Raw genomic sequence first — 23,566 nt, 5'->3', positions numbered from 1 at the left:
CCCGGGGGAAGACCATGGCGGGCCGGGGGCCCGCCACTTGACGGCACTCCGTCATCATACGGCTTTCCCGCTGCGGTGAGACCACTGCGACCCGCCCGGTCAGGGCGCTGCGCACCCTCCGTGATCGGTCCGTGATCTGCACGTAGCGGCAGTCACACGGGGGCCCACAGGAAACGGGTCCGCCCTGGTGACGAGATCGTCACCGGGGCGGACCCGTCACCGCAGGGCGGGGGCGGCTCAGCCGAAGGAGTCGCCGCAGGCGCAGGAGCTCTGCGCGTTGGGGTTGTCGATCGTGAAGCCCTGCTTCTCGATGGTGTCGGCGAAGTCGATGACGGCGCCGGTGAGGTACGGGCTGCTCATCTTGTCGACGATCACCTCGACGCCGTCGAAGTCGGCGACCAGGTCGTTGTCCATCATCCGCTCGTCGAAGTACAGCTGGTAGATCAGGCCGGAGCAGCCACCGGGCTGGACGGCGATCCGCAGCCGCAGGTCGTCGCGGCCCTCCTGCTCCAGCAGCGTGCTGACCTTCTGCGCCGCGCCGGGCGTGAGGGTGACGTCATGCGCCTTGGCGGGGCGCTCGGTGGTGGGCGTGGTCATGAGGTCCTCCTCGAAACTCGTGTGGCGTCAGGATACGCCTCGGGGCCGGGAAAAGGGGCAGGGGGCGAGGTGCGCCATACCCGTCGGTCCTCATTGCAGGCCGCGGAAGAGCGCCAGCAGGACGAAAGCCCCGTAGCCGAGGAGGATGCCGACGACGGCACCGGTGGCTCCGTCGCGGCTCCTCCCGCTCAGCACCATCGAGACCGCCAGGACGAGGACGGCCGCGACGACGAGCAGTCCCCACCCCAGCAGGAAGTACCCGGCGAAGAAGCCGATCAGGAGGGTCAGGAAGAGGAGGGGGATCATCAGCGGGGAGACGGTGGGGCTGGTCGGGCTCGGGCGCCGGTCCGGGGAGCTCATGCGCGCAGGCCGCCCAGAGTGCCGGCGCCGCGCAGCAGCAGCGCCTCGGCCAGGCACACCCGGGCGAACTCCCCGAGGTGGAGGGACTCGTCGATGCCGTGGGCCCGGGATTCGGGGTCCTCGACCCCGGTGACCAGCACCTCGGCCTCCGGGAACACCTCGAGCAGGTCCGCGATGAACGGGATCGAGCCGCCCAGGCCGGTGTCGACGGCCGGGGTGCCCCAGGCGCGGGCGAAGGCCTGACGGGCGAGGTCCATGGCGGGGGACGTCTGTCGGGCGCTGTAGGGACGGCCCTGCTCGCCGCGATGGATCGTGACCTGGGCGGTGGCGGGGGTGTGGCGCTCCAGATGGGAGACCAGCGCCACCATCGCCGACTCGGGGCTCTCACCGGGCGGGATCCGCAGCGAGACCTTCGCCCGGGCCACGGGCACCAGCGTGTTGGAGGCCTCGCGCACGCTGGGGGCGTCGATGCCGATCACGGAGAGCGCCGGTCGCGTCCAGAGCTGCGCGGCGAGGGGGCCGCTGCCGGAGAGCTCCAGATCCTGCGGGACCCCGGCGTCGCGGCGGTAGTCCGCCTCCTCCATCCGCACCGTCGGATCCGGTGCGCGCACCAGTCCCTCGACGGCGACCTCGCCGCGCTCGTCGTGCAGGGTCGCCAGCAGGCGGGAGAGCTGGGTCAGCGCATCGAGCACCGGGCCGCCGAACAGTCCGGAGTGGACGGCGTGGTCCAGCGCCCGCACCTCGATCACCAGGTCGACGAGGCCGCGCAGGCTGGTGGTCAGGGCGGGGGTGCCGACGGCCCAGTTCGCGGAGTCGGCGACGATGATCAGATCGGCCGCGAGCGCCTCGCGGTGGGCTTCGATGAAGGGGCGGAAGGTCGGGGACCCGGCCTCCTCCTCGCCCTCGACGAAGACCGTGACCCCGATCCCGTCCGCGGCGAGCTCCTCCCCCACCAGGCGCAGCGCGGTGACGTGCGCCATCACGCCCGCCTTGTCGTCGGCGGCGCCGCGGCCGTAGAGCCGGCCCTCGCGCTCGACGGGCTCAAAGGGCGGCGAGGTCCAGTGCGAGGTCTCGCCGGTGGGCTGGACGTCGTGGTGGGCGTACAGCAGCACGGTCGGCCGGCCCGGAGCGGCCGGGCTGCGGCCGATCACGGCGGGGCTGCCGCCCGCGACGGACTCGATGCCCACCTCGGCCATCCCCGCTCCGCGCAGGAGCTCGGCGACGGCCTCGGCGCTGCGTCGCACCGGTGCCGGGTCGTAGCCCTCGAAGGCGATCGACGGGATCCGCACCAGGGACTTGAGGTCCTCGACGGCCGTCGGCAGCAGCTCCTCGAGCCGCGCCCGCAGCTCCTCGATCTCACCGGCGTCGCCGGTGCCCTGCGGGTTCTCGGACGTGAGGTCATGAGTGCTCATGCTCGTCACCGTACCGCCGCGGGCGCACCGGGCGCCGCCGGGCAAGCGATCTCACCCGGCGTCCCGGACAGATCCCAGCGGGCAGCGCCTAGACTGCCCGGGTGATCTTCCGTAAGTCCGAGACCCCCGAACCCCCTGCGCCTGCTCCCGAGCCCGCGCGCCCCGGCAGCAAGGGGCGACCCACTCGCACCCGCAAGGAGGCCGAGGCGGCGCGTCGTCGGCCGCTGGTGGTCGACGACCGCAAGGAGGCGCGTCGGCGGGACCGGGAGCGGGCCAGCCAGGAGCGGATGGAGGCCCAGCAGGCGCTGATGAGCGGCGACGAGAAGAAGATGCCGCTCCAGCACCGCGGACCCGAGCGCCGCTTCGTGCGCGACGTCGTGGACTCCCGCCGCAACATCGCCGAGTACTTCTTCCCCGTGGCGCTGGTCTTCATGCTGGTCGCGCTGCTGCTGCCGCTGTTCCGCCCGGACCTCTACACCGCCATGAGCACCGGGATGATCGTCATCCTGTGGGGCGGGATCCTGCTGTGCGTCATCGATGCGTTCATCCTGCGCAAGAAGCTGCGGACCCTGCTGACGACGCGCTTCGGCGACGTCGAGCGCGGACTGGTCGGCTACGGCATCATGCGGGCGATCCAGATCCGTCGCTTCCGCCTCCCCCGCGCCCAGATCAAGCACGGCGAGCAGCCCCGCTGAGCGCACCTCCCCCAGCAGACGAGCACGGCCGACGCGAGCGATCGCGTCGGCCGTGCTCGTTCCTGCCCCAGGTGCGGTCAGGCGCCGGTCTCCGCAGCGCTCCCGCTCGCCTGCGCTGCCGCGCCGCCGCGGGGGACGGGCTTCGCGTCGACCCCGGCCTCCTTGCGCTGCTGCGGCGTGATCTCCGCGGGCGCCGCGGTCAGCGGGTCGTAGCCGTTGCCGGTCTTGGGGAAGGCGATCACCTCGCGGATCGAGTCCTCGCCCGCCAGCAGGGCCACGATCCGGTCCCAGCCGAAGGCGATGCCGCCGTGGGGCGGGGCGCCGAACTGGAAGGCGTCCAGCAGGAAGCCGAACTTCTCCTGCGCCTCCTCCGCACCGATCCCCATCACCGAGAACACCCGCCGCTGCACCGACTGGTCGTGGATGCGGATGGAGCCGCCACCGATCTCGTTGCCGTTGCAGACGATGTCGTAGGCGTAGGCCAGCGCGGACCCCGGATCGGTGTCGAAGGTGTCCATGAACTCGGGCTTGGGGGAGGTGAAGGCGTGGTGGACCGCGGTCCAGGCCCCTTCGCCGACGGCGACGTCACCGGCCGCGCGGGCATCGGCGGCGGGCTCGAACATGGGCGCGTCCACGACCCACACGAAGGCGAAGGCGTCGTGGTCGATCAGGCCCAGGCGCTCGGCGATCCGGTCCCGGGCGGCGCCGAGCAGGGCGCGGGAGGACTTCGCGTCCCCCGCGGCGAAGAACACGCAGTCACCGGGGGCCGCGCCGGTCGCCTCGCACAGACCGGCCTTCTCCGCCTCGGAGATGTTCTTGGAGACCGGACCGGTCAGGCTGCCGTCCTCCTGGACCAGCACGTAGGCCAGGCCCTTGGCGCCGCGCTGCTTGGCCCACTCCTGCCAGGCGTCGAGCTGACGGCGGGGCTGGGAGGCGCCGCCGGCCATCACGATCGCGCCGACGTAGGGCGCCTGGAACACCCGGAACGGGGTGGCGGCGAAGTAGTCGGTCATCTCGACCAGCTCGAGGTCGAAGCGCAGGTCCGGCTTGTCGGAGCCGAAGCGGCGCATCGACTCGGCGTAGGTGATCCGCGGGAACGGCGCCCGGATCTCGTGCCCGCCGCGGGCCCAGACCGCGGTGAGGATCTGCTCGGCCAGCGCGATCACGTCCTCCTGGTCCGCGAAGCTCATCTCGACGTCGAGCTGGGTGAACTCGGGCTGGCGGTCGGCGCGGAAGTCCTCGTCGCGGTAGCAGCGGGCCAGCTGGAAGTACTTCTCGATGCCGCCGACCATCAGCAGCTGCTTGAACAGCTGGGGCGACTGCGGCAGCGCGTACCAGGAGCCGGGGGCGAGCCGGGCCGGGACCAGGAAGTCGCGGGCGCCCTCGGGGGTCGAGCGGGTCAGGGTCGGGGTCTCGACCTCGATGAAGCCCTGGTCCAGCAGGGTGTCGCGCGCGGCGCGGTTGACCTCGGAGCGCAGGCGCATCGCGGCGGCCGGGCCCTGCCGGCGCAGGTCGAGGTAGCGGTAGCGCAGGCGCGTCTCCTCGCCGACCTCGGTGTGCGCATCGAGCTGGAACGGCAGCGGCGCGGAGGCGCTGAGCACCTCGACCTCGGTGGCGGTCACCTCGATGTCGCCGGTGGGCAGCTGCGGGTTCTCGTTGCCGGCGGGGCGGCGGTCCACGGTGCCGACGACCTTCAGCACGTACTCGCTGCGCAGGTGCATCGCCTCGTCCTCGCGCACGACCACCTGGGAGACGCCGCTGGCGTCGCGCAGATCGAGGAACGTCACGCCGCCGTGGTCACGGCGGCGGCCGATCCAGCCGGTGAGGGTGACGGTCTGTCCGATGTGCTCCGGTCGGAGCTCACCGGCGAAATGGGTGCGCAGCACGGGGTGTCCTTCTCAAGGGGTCGGCGGTCATGGCTCCACCGCGCGTCGGGGCGCCGCGGGGGCCGCCGCTCGAGGTCGCGGGGATTGCCCAGCCTACCGCCCGGGGTGAGCGATCTCGCCACCGCGGCACTGTCGCGGGAGCGCTGCCGCCCGTAGACTCGGGGTCTGTCCGACCTGCGGCATCGCCTCGCAGGTCCGTTCCGCCCGAACTCGCCCGAGCCGCATCGTGCCACCGCATGATCCTCGTCGCGCGAGATGCATGGGCACCCCCGCCCTGCATGTATGGGCACTCACGCCCTGCGACACGTTGGGGCATGTTCACCCCTGACTGTCGAAGGACACCATGACTGAAACCCCCTTGCCGTCGATCCCTCCCTCGCAGCGGACCCGGACCTCGCCGCGGACACCGCCGCGCCGGCCGGCCCCAGCTTCGACGACATCGATCTGCCCGCCTCGCTGCGACGCGCGGTCGACGAGCTCGGCTTCACCACCCCCTCCGCGATCCAGGCGCAGGCGATCCCGCCGCTGCTCGAGGGCCGCGACGTGATCGGCGTCGCCCAGACCGGCACCGGCAAGACCGCCGCCTTCGGTCTGCCGCTGCTGGCCGCGATCGACCCCTCGCTGCGCGAGGTGCAGGGCCTGGTGCTGGCCCCCACCCGTGAGCTCGCGATGCAGGTCGCCGACGCGATCTCCTCCTTCGCCACCGCCATCGGCGGTCTCGACGTGATCGCCCTGTACGGCGGCTCCCCCTACGGCCCGCAGGAGCGCGCCCTCGCCCGCGGCGCCCAGGTCGTCGTCGGCACCCCCGGACGCGTGATGGACCACATGAAGCGCACCAATCTGCGCCTGGACACCATCCGCTTCGCGGTCCTCGACGAGGCCGACGAGATGCTGCGGATGGGCTTCGCGGAGGACGTCGAGGAGATCCTCTCGCACTCCCCCGCCAGCCGGCAGGTCGCGCTGTTCTCCGCGACGATGCCCTCGGCCATCCAGCGGGTCGCGCAGACCCATATGAAGGATCCGGTCCAGGTGAGCGTGAGCCGCCAGGCCTCCACGGTCAAGAGCGTCCACCAGACCTACGCCGTGGTGCCCTTCCGCCACCGCACCGGGGCCCTGGCCCGGGTGCTGGCGACCTCCGAGGCGGAGGCGGCGATCGTCTTCGTGCGCACCCGCGCCGCGGCCGAGGAGGTCGGCTCCGCCCTCATCGCCCGCGGCCTGATCGCGGCCTCGATCAGCGGTGACGTGCCCCAGAAGGACCGCGAGAAGATCGTCGAGCGGCTCCGTGACGGCTCCCTGCAGGTGCTGGTCGCCACCGACGTGGCCGCCCGCGGCCTGGACGTGGAGCGCATCGGGCTGGTCGTGAACTTCGACGTCCCGCGCGAGCCCGAGGCCTATGTCCACCGCGTCGGTCGCACCGGCCGCGCGGGCCGCTCCGGCGAGGCGCTGACCTTCATCGGCCCCCATGAGCGGCGCGCGCTGAAGAACATCGAGCGCGTCACCAAGCAGACGCTCGAGGAGGCGGTCATCCCGTCCCCGCGGGACGTCTCCAAGCACCGCCTGGCCTCCCTGCTCACCAAGGTCCCCGAGCGGATCGAGCGCGGTCGCCTCGAGCTGTACCGCGAGCTGATCGCCGAGTTCGTCGCGGAGAAGGAGATCGACCCGCTCGAGCTCGCCGCCGTGCTGGGGGCGATGACCGTCGGCGACGACGGTCCCGGCACCGCCACCGAGGAGGAGGAGTTCAGCGGGGCGACCCTCTCGAGCGGCGACGACCGCGCCCGCGGCGACCGCGACCGCGCTCCCCGCGGCGAGGCCGCTCAGACCGAGCGCGGCTACACCTCCTACAAGGTCGCCGTGGGCCACACCCACGGCGCCCGGCCGCCGGGCATCGTCGGCGCCATCACCGGCGAGGGCGGCCTGCACGGCAAGGACATCGGCAAGATCCAGATCTTCCCGAGCTTCTCGCTGGTCCAGATCCGCGGCTCGCTGAGCCAGGAGCAGATGGACCGCATCTCCCGGGCGCGGGTGGGCGGTCGCGAGCTGCGCATCGGCCCGGACAGCGGACCGCGCGGCGCCCGGGCCCCGCGCCGCGACGGCGAGCGTCCCTTCCGACGCGACGACCGTCCCCGCCGCGACGACGGCGATCGCCGCAGCTTCCGCCGCGAGGGCTGAGCCCCGCGGGGCTGCGGCCCCCGCAGGACGAAGGACCCCGCCACCGGGAACGGTGGCGGGGTCCTTCGTCGTCGGGACGCGTCAGCGCGGACGCGTCGGCGGGGGCCTCAGGAGGGCTGGTCGCCCTGCTGCTGCGCCTCGGCGTAGGCCTTGCGGACCTCGTCCATGTCCAGGTTCTTCACCTGGCCGATGAGGTCCTCGAGCGCGGACTGCGGCAGCGCGCCGGCCTGGGAGAAGACCGGGATGCCCTCGCGGTAGGCCACCAGGGTCGGGATCGAGGTGACGCCGTAGCGCATCGCCAGCTCCTGCTGGTCCTCGGTGTCGACCTTGGCGAAGGTGACGTCCTCGTGGGTCTCGGAGGACTGCTCGAAGATGGGGGCGAAGCGCTGGCACGGAACGCACCAGCCCGCCCAGAAGTCGATCAGGACGATGCCGTCCTCGACGGTCGTGTCGTGATTCTCGGTGGTCAGCGTGAGAGTAGCCATGTCCCCTCGAACGCCGCGACGCGCGGGATCATTCCCTCGCCCGCACCGTGTGCTCCAGCTCACGGCGCGGGCAGGTCCCGCTCCCTCAGGAGGCGTCCTCGGCGCTCCCGGGCCCGGCGGGCGCGAGGATGCGCACGGTGCGGTCCGGGGCGGGCGGCTCCCAGCTCCCGGCGTCCGCCGCTCGCTGCTCGCCGCTGCGGATGTCCTTGACCTCGTCGGCCGCGCCGTCGGTGGCCGGGAACCAGATGAAGGGGATGCCACGGCGATCGGCGTAGCGGATCTGCTTGCCGAACTTCGCGGCGCTCGGGGCCACCTCGCAGGGGATCCCGCGACCGCGCAGGCTCCGCGCGACGGCGTCGCTGAGGGGGCGCTGCGCCTCGTCGGCCACCGAGACCAGCACACAGGTGGGCACCGCCCGCGAGGCCCGGGCCAGATCCGCCGAGAGCATCCGGGAGACCAGCCGCGACAGGCCGATGGACAGGCCGACGCCCGGGTAGGTGTGGCGGTTGTCGGCGGCCAGCGAGTCGTAGCGCCCGCCGGAGCAGACCGAGCCCAGCGACTCGTGGCCGGTCACGAAGGTCTCGAAGACGGTGCCGGTGTAGTAGTCCAGGCCGCGGGCGATGGAGAGGTCGGCCATGATGACGCCGGGCACCGCGGCCTCGACCCGTTCGAGGACCGCGGTCAGCTCGGCGATGCCCTGCTCGACCATCTCGCCGCTGCCGCCGAGCTCGCGCACCCGCGCGGCGAAGGAGCCGTCCCGGGTGCGGATCGAGGCGAAGTCCAGGCAGGCCTGCGCCTGCTCGGCGGTCGCGCCCGCCTCCGCCGCCAGGGCCGTGCGCACCGCGTCGGCGCCGATCTTCGGGAGCTTGTCGAGGATGCGAAGCACCGCGGCGTGGTCCTTCAGGCCGAGCGCGCCGAAGAAGCCCTCGGAGAGCCGACGGGTGTTGGCGTGGATCGTGAAGGAGGGCAGCGGCAGGCGGGCGAGGATCTCGGCCATCACCACGGCGACCTCGGCCTCGATGTGCCCGGGCAGGGTGTCCTGCCCGACCACGTCGAGGTCGGCCTGGTAGAACTCGCGGAAGCGGCCGTCCTGGGGGCGCTCGCCGCGCCACACCTTCTGGATCTGGAAGCGGCGCAGCGGGAAGGCGAGATCGTTCTGGTGCTCGAGGACGTACCGGGCCAGCGGCACGGTGAGGTCGAAGTGCAGCCCGAGGGTGCGGGAGGGATCCACGGCCTCGTCGTCACCGGCCTCGGCGTGCAGGCGGCGCAGCACGTAGACCTCCTTGTCGATCTCGCCCTTGCGCAGCAGCTGGCTGAGCGGCTCGACGGCCCGCGTCTCGATGCCGGAGAACCCGTGCAGCTCGGCGACCTCGCGGAAGGTGTCGATCACGTGCTGCTCGACGAGGCGCTCGGCGGGGAGCCACTCGGGGAATCCCGAGAGGCCGGAGTTCTTCGCGGTCTTCGCCATGCGGCGCACTTCCTTCGCGGATGGTGGGTGGGATCGAAGCTCCCATTATCCCCCGGTCCCGCTCCCGCATCGGGAGCGGGACCGGGTCGGATGGGATGCACCGGTCACTGTAGAGTTCCGTGAGTGGTGCGCCCCGGTCCCCCGGGGCCGCCCGTGCCCGCCCGGCCGCCGAACGCGGCGGCCCGTCCCCGCCTGCAGCGGATCCCTTCGAAGGAGCTCAATCGTGAGCGAGTCCGAGACTCCCGTCCCCGCGTCGAACCCCGCCGAGCAGACCCCTGTGCCGGCCACCGATCAGATGCCTGATCAGTCCTCGTCGACCCAGCCCGCCGCGGCCCCCGAGCCGCCGGCGGAGGTCGCCGCGCAGGAGGCCGCCCCCCAGGAGGCCGCCGGCCCGGAGTCGGCGGACCCGGGGGCACCCGAGGCCGCGCCGTCGCAGACCGAGGCCGCCGAGGAGCCGTCGGCCGCGGTCGATGCGGAGGCTGCGCCAGCGGCTCCGCCCGAGGAGCCGTCGGCCGAGGCCGAGCCCGCCGCCGCGGCCCGTCCGAGCGCTCCGGCGCCCCGGCCCGGCATCCCCTCGCCGGCGGCGCTGGCCGGGAAGAAGCCCACCGCCGCCCTGCTGCCGGTGGCGCCTCCGGTCGCCGAGTACGACCCCGAGCAGATCGCGGCCGCGAAGGCCTTCGGCGCCGTCGCCGAGGACGGCACCATCACCGTCCAGGACGGCACCCAGGTGCGCACGCTCGGCTCCACCACGGAGGCCGACCACGACGCCGCGCTCGAGCCCTTCGCCCGCGCCTACCTCGACCTGGTCGCCTTCCTGGACCACACCGCCGCCACCCTCAGCGCCCCCGAGCACACCCAGAACGAGCTGAACCGCCTGCTGGAGAACCTGCGCAAGAACATGAAGGAGCCGCAGGTGGTCGGGGACGTCCCGGCGCTGCGGGCGCGGGCGAACGAGCTGCGCGAGCAGGCCAAGGAGAAGATCCGGGCGCTCGAGGCCCAGCGCGCGGAGGGCCGTGAGGCCGCGATCCGCCGGCGCACCGAGTTCGTGGAGTCGATCGAGGCGCTGGTGGCCACCGACCCGGAGCAGCTCTCCTGGAAGAGCGCCGGGGAGACCATGCGCCAGATGGTGCCCACCTGGAAGCAGATGCAGTCCGAGGACGTCTCGCTGGACCGACGCACCGAGGAGGCGCTGTGGAAGCGGCTCTCCACGGCCCGCGCCACCTTCGACCGCATGCGCAAGCAGTTCTTCGCCCAGCTCGACGAGAAGCACACCGAGGCGGCCGCGATCCGCGAGGAGCTGATCACGCGCGCCGAGGCGATGCAGGATTCGACCGACTGGGGCCCCACGGTCCGCGCCTTCAAGGACCTGATGGACCAGTGGCGCAGCGCCCCGCGCGGCAGCCGGAAGAAGGACGACGCCCAGTGGAAGCGGTTCAAGGCCGCCCAGGACCGGTTCTTCGCGGCCCGCAACGCCGACCTCCACGAGACCGAGGCCGAGCAGCGCGCGAACCTCGAGGTCAAGCAGGCGCTGCTGGCCGAGGCCGAGGCGATCGACCCCGCGAAGGACCTCGACGCCGCCAAGCAGGCGCTGCGCTCGGTCCAGGACCGCTGGGAGGAGGCCGGCAAGGTCCCCCGTGCCGACATGCGCCGCATCGATGATCGCCTGCGCGCCGTGGAGCGCGCGGTCAAGGACGCGGAGCAGGAGGAGTGGCGGCGCAGCGACCCGCGCACCCGGGCCCGGGTGGACGGGGCGTCCTCCCAGCTGCAGTCGGCGATCGCCTCGTACGAGGAGGCCCTCGACAAGGCCCGGGCCGGCGGCGATCCGAAGCGGATCGCCGAGGCGGAGGCCGCCCTCGAGGCGCGCCGGGAATGGCTCGCGGTGATCGAGCGCTCGGCGCGCGACCTGGGCTGACCGCGAGCGATCCCCCGGCCCCGGGGGTATCCTCCCTCCACCGCCCCGTCTGTCCACAGCGACAGGCGGGGCGTTTGCGCTGCCCGGGCCGCCCGGTCAGAGTCGGGGCATGGAACGCTCCCCCCTCCCGGATCCCCCGCCGCCGCGGGCGGCGTCGATCGGCCTGTGCGCGGCCTGGTCGCGGCACGCCGCCGAGCTGGCCGTACCGGTGGGGGCGAGCCTGGAGCGCTGGGCGGAGACCCCGAGCGCGCAGTCCATGGTCGCCGACGGCATCCTGGTGCGGATCCTTCCCGGCATCTTCCTGCCGCCGGACGTGCTGGGCACCGCCGTGGGCCGGGCCCTCGCCCTCGGCTGCGCGCTCGGCGGTGGCCTGCAGTCCCATCACGTCATCGCGGGCCCCTCGGCGGCGTGGGTGGTGCTGGGCGGGGTGCCGCCGTCACCGGCCGAGCTGCTCTCCCCCGCCCACCGCGGTGACCGGGCCGGGGTGGTGCTGCGGCATGCGCGGCTGCGGCCCGACGAGGTCGAGACCATCGGCGGGGCCCCGGTGACCGTGCCGGTCCGCACCGCGGTGGACCTGCTGCGGTTCTCCCCGATGAGCGTGGCCGGGCCCGCGCTGGCCGCGCTGGTGCTCGACGGCCATGCGCCGGCGCCGCAGATCCGTCGGCACCTGCAGGGGCTGTGGCGCCACCCCGGCGCGCACGCGGCCCGGGGACGGCTCGAGGAGGTGCTGGGAGCGCTGGTCGACACCGCGTGAGGACCGGGCGGTTCAGCTCACGGTCAGGGGCGCCGCGGCGCCCACCGGCTTGCCGTCGGCGGTGACCCGGTAGACGTCGTACACGCCCTCGACCCGTCGCACCTGCGTGAGGACCGCCTGCAGATGCGTGGGATCGGCGAGCTCGAAGGAGAAGAAGGTGGTGGCCAGCCGGTCGGAGTCCGACTGGGCGGAGGCGGACTGCAGGTTGACCTGCTGCTCCGAGATGACCAGCGCGAGGTCCGTGAGCAGCCGGGGCCGGTCCAGGGCCTCGACCTTGATGTGCACCAGGTAGGCGGTGCTGTACCGGCCGGACCAGGCGACCGAGACCATCCGGTCGGGCTGCTGCTCCTGCAGCTGCTGGGCGTTGGAGCAGGTGGAGTGGTGCACCGAGATGCCGGAGCCGCGGGTGACGAAGCCGATGATGGGGTCGCCGGGCACCGGGGCGCAGCACTTGGCCAGCTTCACCCAGAGGTCCGCATGCCCGTCGACGACGACGCCCTGATCGGTCTCGGCGGCGTGCCGCTCGGAGCGGCCGGCCCGCGGTCGCACCTTGGAGGGCAGGGTCATCTCCGCCAGGTCCTCCTCGGCCCCGTCGGAGCCGCCGAAGGAGGCGCGCAGCTTCTCGACCACGTGCTGCACCCCGGTGTGGCCCTCGCCGATCGAGGTGTACAGCGCGTCCACCGAGGGCAGGTTCAGGTCGGAGGCGATCGTGGCCAGGGTGTCGTGGGTGAGCAGACGACGCATCGGCATGTCCTGGCGCCGCAGCGCCTTGGCCAGATCGTCCTTGCCCTTCTCGAGCGCCTCCTCGCGACGCTCCTTCGAGAACCACTGCCGGATCTTGCTGCGCGCGCGGGGGACTTCACGAAGCCCAGCCAGTCGCGGCTCGGGCCCGCGTCCTGCGACTTCGAGGTGAACACCTCGACCACGTCGCCGGTCGCGAGGGCCGACTCCAGGGAGACCAGGCGTCCGTTGACCCGCGCGCCGATGGTGCGGTGTCCCACCTCGGTGTGCACGGAGTAGGCGAAGTCCACCGGGGTGGAGCCCTGGGGCAGGGCCAGCACGTCCCCCTTGGGCGTGAAGACGTACACCTCCTGCGTGTTGATCTCGAAGCGCAGCGAGTCCAGGAACTCCCCCGAGTCCGTGGTCTCCTTCTGCCAGTCCATCAGCTGGCGCAGCCAGGCCGCGTCGTTGGCGATCGGCTTCGCGTCGGCACCGTTCTGGGCGCCGGCCATCGCCTTGTACTTCCAGTGCGCGGCGACGCCGTACTCCGCGCGGCGGTGCATCTCGCGGGTGCGGATCTGGATCTCCACCGGCTTGCCGGTGGGTCCGATCACCGTGGTGTGCAGCGACTGGTAGAGGTTGAACTTCGGCAGCGCGATGTAGTCCTTGAAGCGGCCCTGCACCGGCGACCAGCGGGCGTGCAGGGTGCCCAGCACGCCGTAGCAGTCGCGCACGGAGTCCACCAGCACCCGCACCCCGACCAGGTCGTAGATGTCGGAGAAGTCGCGGCCGCGCACGATCATCTTCTGGTAGATCGAGTAGTAGTGCTTGGGCCGGCCCGTCACCTCGGCCTTGATCCGCGCCTTCTTCAGGTCGTCGTCGATCTGGGAGGTGACGGTCCCCAGGTACTGCTCGCGGGCGGGGGCGTGCTGGGCGACCAGGGAGACGATCTCCTCGTACACCTTGGGGTAGAGCACCTGGAAGGAGCGGTCCTCCAGCTCCCACTTCATGGTGTTCAGGCCCAGGCGGTGCGCGAGCGGGGCGTAGATCTCGAGGGTCTCCTTCGCCTTCCGCTCGGCCGAGGCGGCGGGGACGTACTTCCAGGTGCGCGCATTGTGCAGGCGGTCCGCGAGCTTGATCAGCAGCACCCGCACGTCGCGGCTCATCGCCACGATCATCTTGCGTACGGTCTCGGCCTGCGCGGCCTCGCCGTAGGTCACCTTGTCGAGCTTGGTGACGCCGTCGACCATCACGGCGATCACCTCGCCGAACTCAGCGCGCAGGCGCTCCAGCGAGTAGTCGGTGTCCTCGACGGTGTCGTGCAGCAGAGCGGCGGCGACCACGTCCGCCGGGGAGCCGAGCTCGGCCAGGATGGTGGCCACCGAGACCGGATGCGTGATGTAGGGGTCGCCGCTGCGGCGGGTCTGGCCGCGGTGCGCGCGCTCGGCGACGGCGTAGGCGCGCCGGACCAGGTCCAGGTTCTCCTTGGGGCTGACCGCCGCCATCGTCTGCAGCAGCGGGACCACCAGCGGGTCCACGGCGGTGCCGGAGCGGGAGGAGAAGAAGGAGCGCCGGGGGCGGGGCATCCGGGGCGTCGTCGCGGAGCCGGACGCCGTCCGGGAGGCCACGGGCGCCGTCCGGTCGGCGCCGGCCGGGACGACATCGGCCCCGGCGGGCTCGGATGCGGACCGCTCCTGCATGCACACCTCCTGGCTCGACCCCACCAGTCTACGCGCGCGCACCCGGTGCTCCGGCGCCGTCCACCCCGGGCGCAGCGGGAGGCGGTGGGCCGCTCAGGCGGGGACGGACCACACCGTCGTCAGCGGGATGCCGGGCAGCCGGTCCCGGCCCTCGAGGCCCTCGAGCTCGATGAGGAAGGTCGCGCCGAGCAGCTCGACGCCGAACCGGCGCACCAGTTCGACGGTGGCCGCGGCGGTGCCGCCGGTGGCCAGCAGGTCGTCGACCACCAGGGTGCGGGCACCGGCCGGCAGCGAGTTCTCCGGCAGCTGGATCTCGGCGCTGCCGTACTCGAGGTCGTACTTCAGGCCGGCGGGGCTGCCGGGCAGCTTGCCCGCCTTGCGCGCCGGGACGAAACCGGCCCCGATCTCGTAGGCCAGCGGCGCGCCCAGCACGAAGCCGCGCGCCTCGGTGCCCACCACGTACTCGACGTCCTCCGGGATGAGGGTGGTCCAGTGCCGGATCACGGCGCGCAGCGCCGCGGCGTCGCGCAGCAGCGGCGTGATGTCCCGGAACAGCACCCCGGGCGCCGGGAAGTCCGGGTACTCGGCGATGTGGGTCCCCAGCAGGTCCTGGATCGCGGACTGAGTGGGCAGCATCTCGGTCATCGGTTCCCTCGCTGGGTGGTGGTGCGGCGGCGCCGGGTGCTGCGGCGGGGCTGGTGGCGCTCGGCGCGGCGGGCGCCGGCGGCGCTCGGCACCGGGTCGGGGCCCGCGGGCGCGGCGGAGGCATCCCCGGCCTCGTCGGCGTGGTCGGCCGGGTCGTCCCGGTGCGCCCGCCCGGCGTCGGCGGCGCGCTGCGGGGCGGAACCGGCCTGCTCCCCGCGGCGGGCCCGCTCGACCCGCTCGGTGTGCGCGGCGATCCCGACCTCGCGGCGGCGCAGGTCCACCAGCAGGCCGGGGGCGAGGAAGACGGACGAGTAGGTGCCGGCGACGATGCCGATGAACAGCGCCAGCGAGATGTCCTTGAGGGTGCCCGCGCCGAGCAGGAAGGCCCCGATGGCGAGGATCGAGCCGATCGGCAGCAGGGCCACCACGGAGGTGTTGATCGATCGCACCAGGGTCTGGTTGGCGGCCAGCTGCACCTGGTCCGCGTAGGTCACATCGGACCGGGCGTCGAGATCTGCGGTGTTCTCGCGGATCTTGTCGAAGACCACGATCGTGTCGTAGAGCGAGTACCCCATCACGGTGAGGAAGCCGATCACGGTGCCGGGGGTGATCTCGAAGCCCACCACCAGATAGATCCCGGCGGTCACCAGCATGTCGTGGATCAGGGCGGCCATCGCCGCCAGCGAGGACTTCAGGTTGCGGAAGTACAGGGCCATCATCGCGGCGACCAGCAGCAGGAACACCACCACGCCCCGCATCATCTTCTGGGTGACGTCCCCGCTCCACACCGGGCCGATGTAGGAGGTCGAGACCGCCTCGGGAGCGACCTCGTACGCCGCCGCGAGGTCCTCGGCCAGAGCGGCGGTCTGGGCGGAGTCGAGCTGCTCGGTCTGGACCCGGACCGTGTCCTGGCCCAGCACAGTCACCTTGGGCTCGTTGTCGGGCAGGCGCTCGCGCACCACCTCACGGGCGGAGCCCTGCTCGGTGTCGGTCACCCCGGCGATCTGGAACTCGGACCCGCCGGTGAACTCGATGCCGAGGTTCGGCCCCCGCAGCACGGAGACCACGGCCAGCAGCGCGATGAGGGCGAGGCTGATCAGGTACCAGGTGCGGCGACGGGTCACGATCGGGACGGTGCGCCGTCCGGCATGGAGATCGTTGCCGAACCGGGCGAAGGTCGCGGTCATCGGCTCTGCTCCTCAGCATCGCGGGTCGGATCGGGGACGGCGGTCGCGGCCGCCTCGCGCTCGGCGGCCTCCCGGGCCAGCCGCGCCCGACGCACCGCGATCGGTTCGCGCACCGCCTCCGGGCCCGCGTCGGCGCTGCGCTCCGCGGTCGGCCGCAGCCGGCCGCGGCCGGCGTAGGCCGGGACGTCGCGGTCCAGCCGGGCGGGGTCCAGTCCGCTCCAGGGGTGCCCCTTGCCGAAGAATCGGGTGCGGACCAGTGCCTGGAGCACGGGGTGGGTGAACAGGAACACCACCACCAGGTCGAGCACCGTGGTCAGGCCCAGCACGAAGGCGAACCCGCGCACCCCGCCGGTGGAGAGCACGTAGAGCACCACGGCGGCCAGCAGGTTCACCCCGTCGGAGGCCAGGATGGTGCGCTTGGCGCGGTCCCAGCCGTGGTCGACGGCGGCGACGATGCCGCGGCCCTCCCGGATCTCGTCGCGCACCCGCTCGAAGTAGACGATGAACGAGTCGGCCGTGAAGGCGATCGCGACGATCAGACCCACCACGCCGGCCAGCGAGAGCCGGTACCCGATCTCCGGGATGTTCGAGAGCACGGTGAGCGCACCGTAGGTCAGCGCTCCCATGATCAGCAGGCTGGTCATGGTCACCACCGCGAGCGCCCGGTACTGCGCGAAGGCGTAGGCCACCACCAGGGCCAGGCCGATGAGGCCGGCGATCAGGCCCATCTGCAGCTGGTCCGCGCCGAGCGTCGCGGAGATCTGCTGCTCGGAGGCGACCTCGAACTCGAGGGGCAGCGCGCCGAAGCGGAGCTGGTCGGCGAGCTGACTGGCCTCCTCCTGGCTGAAGTTGCCGGAGATCGAGGCCTCACCGCCCGGCGAGGGCTCCTGCACCTCGGGGGCGGAGATGACCAGGCCGTCGAGCACGATGCCGAAGGCGGGCGTGGCCCCCTGCCCGTTGTAGAGGGCGGTGGTCATGTCCGAGAACGACTGGGCGGCGTCCTCGTCGAAGCTCATGTTCACGACGTAGTAGCCGGTGGCCTGACCGGTCGGGGTGACGTCGGCGGCGACGCCGGAGTCCTCGATCGCAGCGCCGGCGACGACCTCGGGACCCAGCAGGTACTTCGCCGTGCCGTTCGGGTCGCAGGCGACCACCGGCTGGTCGGCCGAGGCGGCGGCCACCCGCTCCTGCTGCGCGCGGGGGTCGACGCAGTCCGCGGTCATCAGCTCGGCCTGGATCTCGGGGGTCAGCCAGTCCATCGACCAGGCCGGGTAGGGCAGCTCGCCCTCGGCCACCGCCGCCGGCGGGGCGAGGGAGGAGTCCCCGCTGACCAGCCCGTCGAACAGCTGCTGGGAGGGATCGGCAGGAGCCGAGGACTGCTCCCCGTCGCCCGCGCCGCCCTGGTCCGAGGCGCCGCCGCCGTCCGAGGGCAGGGCCTCGCCGGTCCCCTCGGGCGCGACCGCGCCGAGCACCGGGCGGAAGGACATCGCGGCGGTCTGGCGGATCGCCTCGGAGGTGGCCTGGTCGAGCTGACCGGGCACGTCGATGACGATGTTGGTGCCGCCCTGCACGGTGATCTCGGTCTCCGCGACGCCGCTGGCGTTGACGCGCTGGCTGATGATCTGACGCGCCTGCTCCATGGCCACCGCGTCGATGGCCGAGCCGTCGCGCGACTGGGCCTGGAGGATCACCTGGGTGCCGCCCTCGAGGTCGAGGGCGAGCTCGGGGGCGGGCTGCCAGCCGCCCTTCCAGACCCCGAGGCCGATCCCGCCGCCCAGCAGCAGGATCAGCACCGCGAGGGCCCCTAGGGCGATGCGACGTGCGGGCATGGGGGATGTTCCTCAGGACGGCGGATGGTGCGGGGTCGGGGCAGCAGCGGTCGATGGCCGCGGCCCGGCGCGGGGTGGGTCAGCGCGCGGGGCGCTGGTCGTCCCCGCGCAGGTCGTCGTCGGCCGTGATCGGGCCGGGCAGGACCGCGTCGTCGCGCACCTCATCGGTGGCGAGATCCGCGCCGTCCTGGTCCTCGTCGAGGTCCGCGTCGACGGGCTCGACCTTGAGGGCGATCGCCTGGCGCGCCCACTTGGTCTGGGCGCCGTTCTCGGACTCGAGGATCACGACGTCGTCGTAGGACTCGACGATCAGGCCGTAGAACCCCGAGTGGGTGCGCACCTCGTCGCCGACGCCGAGCTGCTTGACCAGCTCCAGCTGCTTCTGCTGCACCTTTCGCTGCCGGTTGGAGATGAACAGCAGCGGCAGCATCATGACCGCGAAGATGAGCAGGAGAGGCAGGAGGGATTCCACGGGGTTCCTTTCGGCGGACAGCTGCGATCCCCGTGCTCCTGCACGGATCCGGCGCTGCCGCGGACGACTGACCGCACCACTGTACCCGCCGGGGCCCCGCCCACCGCTCAGGGAGACCCGCGGCTCAGAACCGTCCGAGCATCGGCGCGCTGCCCTCGGGGCCGTCGGGCGCCTCGAGGCCGAGATGGGCCCAGGCGGCGGGGGCGGCGGCGCGCCCCCGCGGGGTGCGCAGCAGGAATCCCTCGCGCACCAGATAGGGCTCGACCATCGTCTCGACCGTCTCGATCTCCTCCCCCACGGCCACGGCGAGGGTCGACAGCCCCACCGGGCCGCCGGCGAAGCGGCCGCACAGCGCCGAGAGCACGGCGCGGTCCAGCCGGTCCAGACCCCGCTCGTCCACCTCGTAGACCCGCAGCGCCTCGCGGGCCGCGGCCAGGTCCAGCCGCCCGCTGCCGCGCACCTGCGCCCAGTCCCGCACCCGCCGCAGCAGCCGGTTGGCGATGCGGGGGGTGCCGCGCGAGCGGGAGGCGATCTCGTCGCCGGCTCGCGGCTCGAGGTCGACCTCGAGCCGCTGCGCGGAGCGGCGCACCACCTCGCGCAGCTCCTCCGGGGCGTAGAAGTCCAGATGGCCCATGAAGCCGAACCGGTCCCGCAGCGGCGCGGGCAGCAGGCCGGCGCGGGTGGTCGCACCGACCACGGTGAACGGTGGCAGATCCAGCGGGATCGAGGTGGCGCCCACGCCCTTGCCGACCACCACGTCGACCCGGAAGTCCTCCATCGCGATGTAGAGCAGCTCCTCGGCGGGTCGCGCGAGCCGGTGGATCTCGTCGATGAAGAGCACCTCCCCCTCGTCGAGGGAGGACAGGATCGCGGCCAGGTCCCCGGCGTGCTGGATGGCGGGGCCGGAGGTGATCCGCAGCGGCGCGGAGAGCTCGGCGGCCACGATCATCGCCAGCGTCGTCTTGCCCAGACCCGGCGGTCCCGACAGCAGGATGTGCTCGGGGGTGCGGCCGCGGGCGGCGGCCGCGTCGAGCACCAGCGAGAGCTGGTCGCGCACCACCTGCTGGCCCACGAAGTCGGCGAGCCGCCGCGGACGCAGCGCGGCCTCGGCCGCCCGCTCCGGCGGCACCGCCTCGGGGCTGGTCAGCGCCGCCTCCAGGGCTCCGGCGTCCCGGTCCTCGGGGATCACCGCTGGCCTCCCAGCCCGCGCAGGGCCCGGCGCAGCAGCTCGGCGGCGCCGAGCGCCTCCCCGTCCGCGGCGCGCACGGCCTCGACCGCGCCGACCGCGGCCTTCTCCGCCCAGCCGAGCCCGACCAGGGCCTCGGCGACGTCCGCATCCACCCCGCTCGGGGCCGCGGCGACCGCACCGGTGGGGCCGGCCGGGGCCGCGGGGGCGGGCAGCTTGCCGCCCAGCTCGAGCAGCATGCGGCCGGCGACCTTGGGGCCGATGCCCGGCGTGCGGGTGATGGTCTTGACATCCTGCTCGGCGACGGCGCGGCGCAGCTCCTCGGGCTCGAGCACGGCGAGCACGGCGAGCGCGGTGCGCGGCCCGATCCCGGAGACGGACTGCACGATGCGGAAGGTCTCGGCCTCCTCGGCGTGCGGGAAGCCGTAGAGGGTCATCGAGTCCTCCCGCACCACCAGCTCGGTGTGCAGCGTCAGCTCCGCGCCGTGCCGGGTGGCGCCGAGCGCCTGCGGGGTGGTGCGGACGAGGTAGCCGATGCCGCCCACGTCGAGCACGAGGGAGTCGAGGTCGAGGCGGGCGACCCGCCCGGTCAGGGATGCGATCACGAGGACACCCTAGAACACCTGTTCGATCAGTGCCGGGAGGTGGAGCGCTCCCGGGCGCGTCGGGCCTCGCGCTCGGCGCGGGCCCAGACCGCCTGGGCGCTGGTGCGGGCCGCGCCGGTGGCGTCCAGGGCCACCGGGCCAGGGCCCCGCCACAGCTGGGTCAGGGCGATCGCGACCGCGTCGGAGGCGTCGGCCGGCTGCGGGGCGGCGTCCAGACCCAGCAGCTTGACCAGCATGGTCTGGATCTGCTTCTTGTCGGCCCGGCCGCTGCCGGTGACCGCCGCCTTCACCTCGGAGGGCGTGTGCATCGCGATCGGGATGCCCCGCTCGGCGGCCTCGAGGATCGCGATCCCGGAGACCTGGGCGGTGCCCATCACGGTGGAGATGTTGTTCTGGCTGAAGACCCGCTCGACCGCGACGGTGTCGGGGCCGAACTCGTCCATCGCCGCCCGCAGCCCGCGGGCGATCGCCAGCAGGCGCTGCTCGAGGGGGTCGGCGACCTCCGAGCGGATCACCCCGGCGTGGACGAGGCGGGCGCGGCGACCGCCGAGGGCGTCGACCACGCCGATCCCGCAGCGGGTCAGTCCGGGGTCCACCCCGAGCACCCGGAGGCTCATCGCGTTCTCCTCGTCCCTCACCCGCATGCGGTGACCGGCGGCGCGGGCGCCGCGCCGCCGGTCCGGATCAGTCGTCGGCGCGCTCGAGCTGCGCGGCCACCTCGGACGGGATGTCGAGGTTCGAGAAGACGTTCTGCACGTCGTCGCTGTCCTCGAGGGCGTCGATCAGGCGCAGCGCCTTCTGAGCCCCGTCGAGGTCGACGGGGGTGCGCATGGTCGGCACGAACTGCGCCTCGGCGCTGTCGTAGTCGATGCCCGCCTCCTGCAGGGCGGTGCGCACGGCGACCACGTCGGTGGCCTCGGAGAGGATCTCGAAGGTCTCGCCCTCGTCGGTGATCTCCTCGGCGCCCGCATCGAGCACCACCTCGAGCAGCTCGTCCTCGGTGTGCTCGCCCTTGGGCACGGTCACCACGCCCTTGCGCTCGAACAGGTAGGACACCGAGCCGGACTCGGCCATGTTCCCCCCGTTGCGGTTGAAGGCGAGCCGGACCTCGGAGACGGCGCGGTTCTTGTTGTCGGTGAGGCATTCGACCAGCACTGCGACACCGCCGGGGGCGTAGCCCTCGTACATCAGGGTCTCGTAGTCGACGCTGTCGGCGTCGAGGCCGCCGCCGCGCTTGACGGCGCGCTCGATGTTGTCGGCCGGGACGGAGGTCTTCTTCGCCTTCTGGATGGCGTCGAACAGGGTCGGGTTGCCGGAGGGGTCGGGTCCACCCATACGTGCTGCGACCTCGATGTTTTTCACCAGCTTGGCGAACGCCTTGCTGCGCTTGGCATCGATGATGGCCTTCTTGTGCTTCGTGGTCGCCCACTTGGAATGCCCTGACATCTCTCTCCTCCCGACTCGTCCGCCGGATCCCGGCAGGAGGGCCAGTCTAGGGCCCGGCGGGGCGAGCCCTGCGCTCAGCGCCGCACGACGGGGGCGGTGAGGGAGCCCAGCAGACGGCGATCGGCGGTGATCGTCTCGAGCAGCTCCCGCTCCCGCTCGCGCGTGAGGCGGGTGGGCCGGGCGAACAGGACGCTGTGGCGCTCCATGCCCAGGGCGACCGAGGCGCGGATCAGGTCGCGCATCGCGATCCGGGACACGGCGCCGTACCGCGCCGCCCACTTCTCGGCGCGGCGCCGCCTGCGCATGGAGACCAGCATCGTCACCTCGGAGGGCGCGAACCAGCCGGAGCGGCCGTACTCGGAGAGCTGGCGGCGCAGGATGCGCTTCTCCCGCAGCCGCAGGAACAGCACGATCGCCACCAGCAGCAGGAAGATCGGCACCTGCACGCTCGCGTAGTAGCGCAGGAAGCCGGCCAGCGGGTCCTCGGGGTCCACGGGCAGGAAGAAGGTCGAGCCGTTCCACAGGGCATGCAGCACCATGCCCAGGGAGAGGCCGCCGATGCCGAGCCCGAAGTAGAGCATCAGCGAGCGGCGCTCGGCGGCCAGGCCCAGTCCCAGCCCGCACAGCGCGGTGAAGGAGACGTGGGCGAAGGGCGAGAGGATCCCGCGCAGGAAGAAGGTCTGCCAGAACACGGCGACCTCACCGGCGGCCTGCGCTTGGTGGAAGGACTGGCCGAAGTAGAGGATGTTCTCGGTGAAGGCGAAGCCGCCGGCGATGAGCGCCGCGTAGACCACCCCGTCCAGGGGGCCGGCGATGTACCGCCGTCCCCAGATCAGCAGCCCCAGCAGCCCCGCGCTCTTCATCGCCTCCTCGACCACCGGCGCCTGCACCACGGCGCCCAGGAAGGTGGCGGTGAGCTCGTCGGGCTCGCTCGGGGAGATCCAGGTGGTGAAGGCGCCGCCGATCACGAAGGTCAGCGCCACCGATCCGATCGCGCCCCAGGCGAAGGCGTAGACCAGCGACAGGCGCGGCTGCGGGGTGTACCGGTCGAGCCACCACACGGCCAGCAGCACGATCGCCACCGGCACCAGGGCGGCGGTGAAGGCGACCAGCGAGGTGCCCGCGCCCAGGGGCAGGATCACCAGGAAGTAGAGGGCGAGCGCGGAGAGCGCGAGGGCGAGGAAGGACAGGCCCACCAGCACCCACCGCAGCCAGGGACGGCGCCGGCGGCCCTGCGGCGGGGCCCCCTCGCCGATCCGTCCGGGGGCGCGGGGGTCGATGCGGTGCACGTCGTAGCCGTACCCGGGGCCGGGCGGCGGTGCGGGGTGGGGCGGGGCTCCGGTCGTGCTCATCACAGCGCTCTCCTCCCTGTCCCCCGGCCGGTGGCCGCTGCCCCGGTGCCGGAGGCCCTCCGGGCGGGCCGCTCGGCCCCGGTCATGCTAGCTCAGGGCCAGGCGTCGGCATACAGCCGGCGGGTGTCCGCCAGCAGCAGCGGCAGGGCCTTGGTGCGGCCGATCACCGGCAGGAAGTTCGCATCCCCCAGCCAGCGCGGCACCACGTGCTGGTGCAGGTGGGCGGCGATCCCGGCGCCCGCGACGGCGCCCTGGTTCATGCCCAGGTTGAAGCCGGCCGGCTGGGAGACCTCCCGCACCACCCGCATGGCGGTGCGGGTCAGCTCCGCGACCTCGCGCACCTCGTCGTCCTCCAGCTCGGTGTAGTCCGAGACGTGCCGGAAGGGGCACACCAGCAGGTGGCCCGAGTTGTACGGGTAGAGGTTCAGGATCACGTAGGCGACCTCGCCGCGGTGGACGATCAGGGCGTCCTCGTCCGAGCGCCGCGGCGCCGTGCAGAAGGGGCACTGCTCGCCGTCGTCGGGGTCCGCGGGCTTGTTCTCGCCGCCGATGTAGGCCATCCGGTGCGGGGTCCACAGCCGCTGGGTCTCGTCGGCGACGCCGGCGAACTCCCGGGCGTCGGCGGTCTCCACCGGCGGCGGGGTCCCCGGTCCCGCGGGCGCGGCGCCCACGGGGCCGGGGCTCAC

20 protein-coding genes and 1 pseudogene are annotated in these 23,566 nt (G+C 73.0%); 4 read left to right on the top strand and 17 right to left on the bottom strand.

The window, feature by feature from the left end; genetic code table 11:
* Positions 1 to 237: 237 nt before the first annotated feature.
* From erpA to ACOJUI_RS07075, 3 genes are all read right to left on the bottom strand, one after another.
* Complete coding sequence (gene erpA, locus ACOJUI_RS07085; protein WP_422117356.1) at positions 238 to 597, bottom strand: iron-sulfur cluster insertion protein ErpA; 360 nt, start codon at positions 595 to 597, stop codon at positions 238 to 240.
* A gap of 90 nt (positions 598 to 687) precedes the next feature.
* Complete coding sequence (locus tag ACOJUI_RS07080; protein ID WP_422117355.1) at positions 688 to 957, bottom strand: hypothetical protein; 270 nt, start codon at positions 955 to 957, stop codon at positions 688 to 690.
* Positions 954 to 2,369 carry a dipeptidase gene (locus ACOJUI_RS07075; RefSeq protein ID WP_422117354.1) on the bottom strand — a complete coding sequence of 472 codons (1,416 nt, stop codon included), beginning with the start codon at positions 2,367 to 2,369 and terminating at the stop codon, positions 954 to 956. Before ACOJUI_RS07075 ends, ACOJUI_RS07080 begins: the two co-directional genes overlap by 4 nt.
* A gap of 101 nt (positions 2,370 to 2,470) precedes the next feature.
* Here ACOJUI_RS07075 and ACOJUI_RS07070 point away from each other — a divergent pair, with 101 nt between their 5' ends.
* Positions 2,471 to 3,064, top strand: a complete 594-nt coding sequence (locus tag ACOJUI_RS07070) for a DUF3043 domain-containing protein (protein WP_422117353.1) — start codon at positions 2,471 to 2,473, stop codon at positions 3,062 to 3,064.
* 77 nt (positions 3,065 to 3,141) lie between these two features.
* Here ACOJUI_RS07070 and aspS read toward each other — a convergent pair whose 3' ends face one another.
* Positions 3,142 to 4,950: an aspartate--tRNA ligase gene (gene aspS, locus ACOJUI_RS07065; protein ID WP_422117352.1), complete on the bottom strand. Its 1,809-nt coding sequence runs from the start codon at positions 4,948 to 4,950 to the stop codon at positions 3,142 to 3,144.
* Between the two features lie 543 nt (positions 4,951 to 5,493).
* On the opposite strand from aspS, the gene ACOJUI_RS07060 reads away from it, so the two are divergent.
* Positions 5,494 to 7,119, top strand: coding sequence for a DEAD/DEAH box helicase (locus ACOJUI_RS07060; RefSeq protein WP_422117351.1), 1,626 nt, complete (start codon positions 5,494 to 5,496; stop codon positions 7,117 to 7,119).
* A 107-nt stretch (positions 7,120 to 7,226) separates the two neighbouring features.
* On the opposite strand, the gene trxA is transcribed toward ACOJUI_RS07060, so the two are convergent.
* Both trxA and hisS read right to left on the bottom strand, forming a co-directional pair.
* Positions 7,227 to 7,604, bottom strand: coding sequence for a thioredoxin (gene trxA / locus ACOJUI_RS07055; protein WP_422117350.1), 378 nt, complete (start codon positions 7,602 to 7,604; stop codon positions 7,227 to 7,229).
* 85 nt (positions 7,605 to 7,689) lie between these two features.
* Positions 7,690 to 9,072 (bottom strand): histidine--tRNA ligase, encoded by a 1,383-nt coding sequence (hisS, locus tag ACOJUI_RS07050; RefSeq protein ID WP_422117349.1) that lies wholly within the window; start codon positions 9,070 to 9,072, stop codon positions 7,690 to 7,692.
* Between the two features lie 223 nt (positions 9,073 to 9,295).
* Between hisS and ACOJUI_RS07045 the strand changes: the two genes are divergently transcribed.
* Positions 9,296 to 10,984, top strand: a complete 1,689-nt coding sequence (locus ACOJUI_RS07045; protein WP_422117348.1) for a DUF349 domain-containing protein — start codon at positions 9,296 to 9,298, stop codon at positions 10,982 to 10,984.
* A 109-nt stretch (positions 10,985 to 11,093) separates the two neighbouring features.
* Entirely contained in the window at positions 11,094 to 11,738 is a 645-nt protein-coding gene (locus ACOJUI_RS07040; RefSeq protein ID WP_422117347.1) for a hypothetical protein, read from the top strand.
* Between the two features lie 12 nt (positions 11,739 to 11,750).
* Here ACOJUI_RS07040 and ACOJUI_RS07035 read toward each other — a convergent pair.
* From ACOJUI_RS07035 to ACOJUI_RS06985, 11 genes and pseudogenes are all read right to left on the bottom strand, one after another.
* A pseudogene (locus tag ACOJUI_RS07035) lies at positions 11,751 to 14,158 on the bottom strand (RelA/SpoT family protein).
* 93 nt (positions 14,159 to 14,251) lie between these two features.
* Positions 14,252 to 14,803 (bottom strand): adenine phosphoribosyltransferase, encoded by a 552-nt coding sequence (locus ACOJUI_RS07030; RefSeq protein ID WP_422117346.1) that lies wholly within the window; start codon positions 14,801 to 14,803, stop codon positions 14,252 to 14,254.
* Positions 14,800 to 15,990, bottom strand: coding sequence for a protein translocase subunit SecF (gene secF / locus ACOJUI_RS07025; protein WP_422117345.1), 1,191 nt, complete (start codon positions 15,988 to 15,990; stop codon positions 14,800 to 14,802). The genes ACOJUI_RS07030 and secF overlap by 4 nt, the downstream gene beginning before the upstream one ends.
* A complete protein-coding gene (gene secD, locus ACOJUI_RS07020) occupies positions 15,987 to 17,819 on the bottom strand; it encodes a protein translocase subunit SecD (protein WP_422117344.1) in 1,833 nt (610 codons plus the stop codon). The genes secF and secD overlap by 4 nt, the downstream gene beginning before the upstream one ends.
* A 79-nt stretch (positions 17,820 to 17,898) precedes the next feature.
* Positions 17,899 to 18,291, bottom strand: a complete 393-nt coding sequence (yajC, locus tag ACOJUI_RS07015) for a preprotein translocase subunit YajC (RefSeq protein WP_422117343.1) — start codon at positions 18,289 to 18,291, stop codon at positions 17,899 to 17,901.
* Between the two features lie 124 nt (positions 18,292 to 18,415).
* On the bottom strand, positions 18,416 to 19,477 hold the full coding sequence (ruvB, locus tag ACOJUI_RS07010; RefSeq protein WP_422117634.1) for a Holliday junction branch migration DNA helicase RuvB: 1,062 nt from the start codon (positions 19,475 to 19,477) through the stop codon (positions 18,416 to 18,418).
* Positions 19,477 to 20,082 carry a Holliday junction branch migration protein RuvA gene (ruvA, locus tag ACOJUI_RS07005; RefSeq protein ID WP_422117342.1) on the bottom strand — a complete coding sequence of 202 codons (606 nt, stop codon included), beginning with the start codon at positions 20,080 to 20,082 and terminating at the stop codon, positions 19,477 to 19,479. Before ruvA ends, ruvB begins: the two co-directional genes overlap by 1 nt.
* 26 nt (positions 20,083 to 20,108) lie before the next feature.
* The gene (gene ruvC / locus ACOJUI_RS07000) at positions 20,109 to 20,699 is read right to left on the bottom strand and encodes a crossover junction endodeoxyribonuclease RuvC (RefSeq protein ID WP_422117341.1); all 591 of its coding nucleotides are present in this window, start codon (positions 20,697 to 20,699) and stop codon (positions 20,109 to 20,111) included.
* A 67-nt stretch (positions 20,700 to 20,766) separates the two neighbouring features.
* Positions 20,767 to 21,528 carry a YebC/PmpR family DNA-binding transcriptional regulator gene (locus ACOJUI_RS06995; protein WP_422117340.1) on the bottom strand — a complete coding sequence of 254 codons (762 nt, stop codon included), beginning with the start codon at positions 21,526 to 21,528 and terminating at the stop codon, positions 20,767 to 20,769.
* A gap of 74 nt (positions 21,529 to 21,602) precedes the next feature.
* Complete coding sequence (locus ACOJUI_RS06990; RefSeq protein ID WP_422117339.1) at positions 21,603 to 22,880, bottom strand: PrsW family intramembrane metalloprotease; 1,278 nt, start codon at positions 22,878 to 22,880, stop codon at positions 21,603 to 21,605.
* A gap of 92 nt (positions 22,881 to 22,972) precedes the next feature.
* Entirely contained in the window at positions 22,973 to 23,566 is a 594-nt protein-coding gene (locus tag ACOJUI_RS06985) for an HIT family protein (protein ID WP_422117338.1), read from the bottom strand.

This window comes from Brachybacterium sp. UNK5269 (genome assembly GCF_049266655.1).
Classification (GTDB): domain Bacteria; phylum Actinomycetota; class Actinomycetes; order Actinomycetales; family Dermabacteraceae; genus Brachybacterium.
Note: the sequence above shows the minus strand (reverse complement) of the source record. Positions and strands in the feature narration are given on the sequence as shown.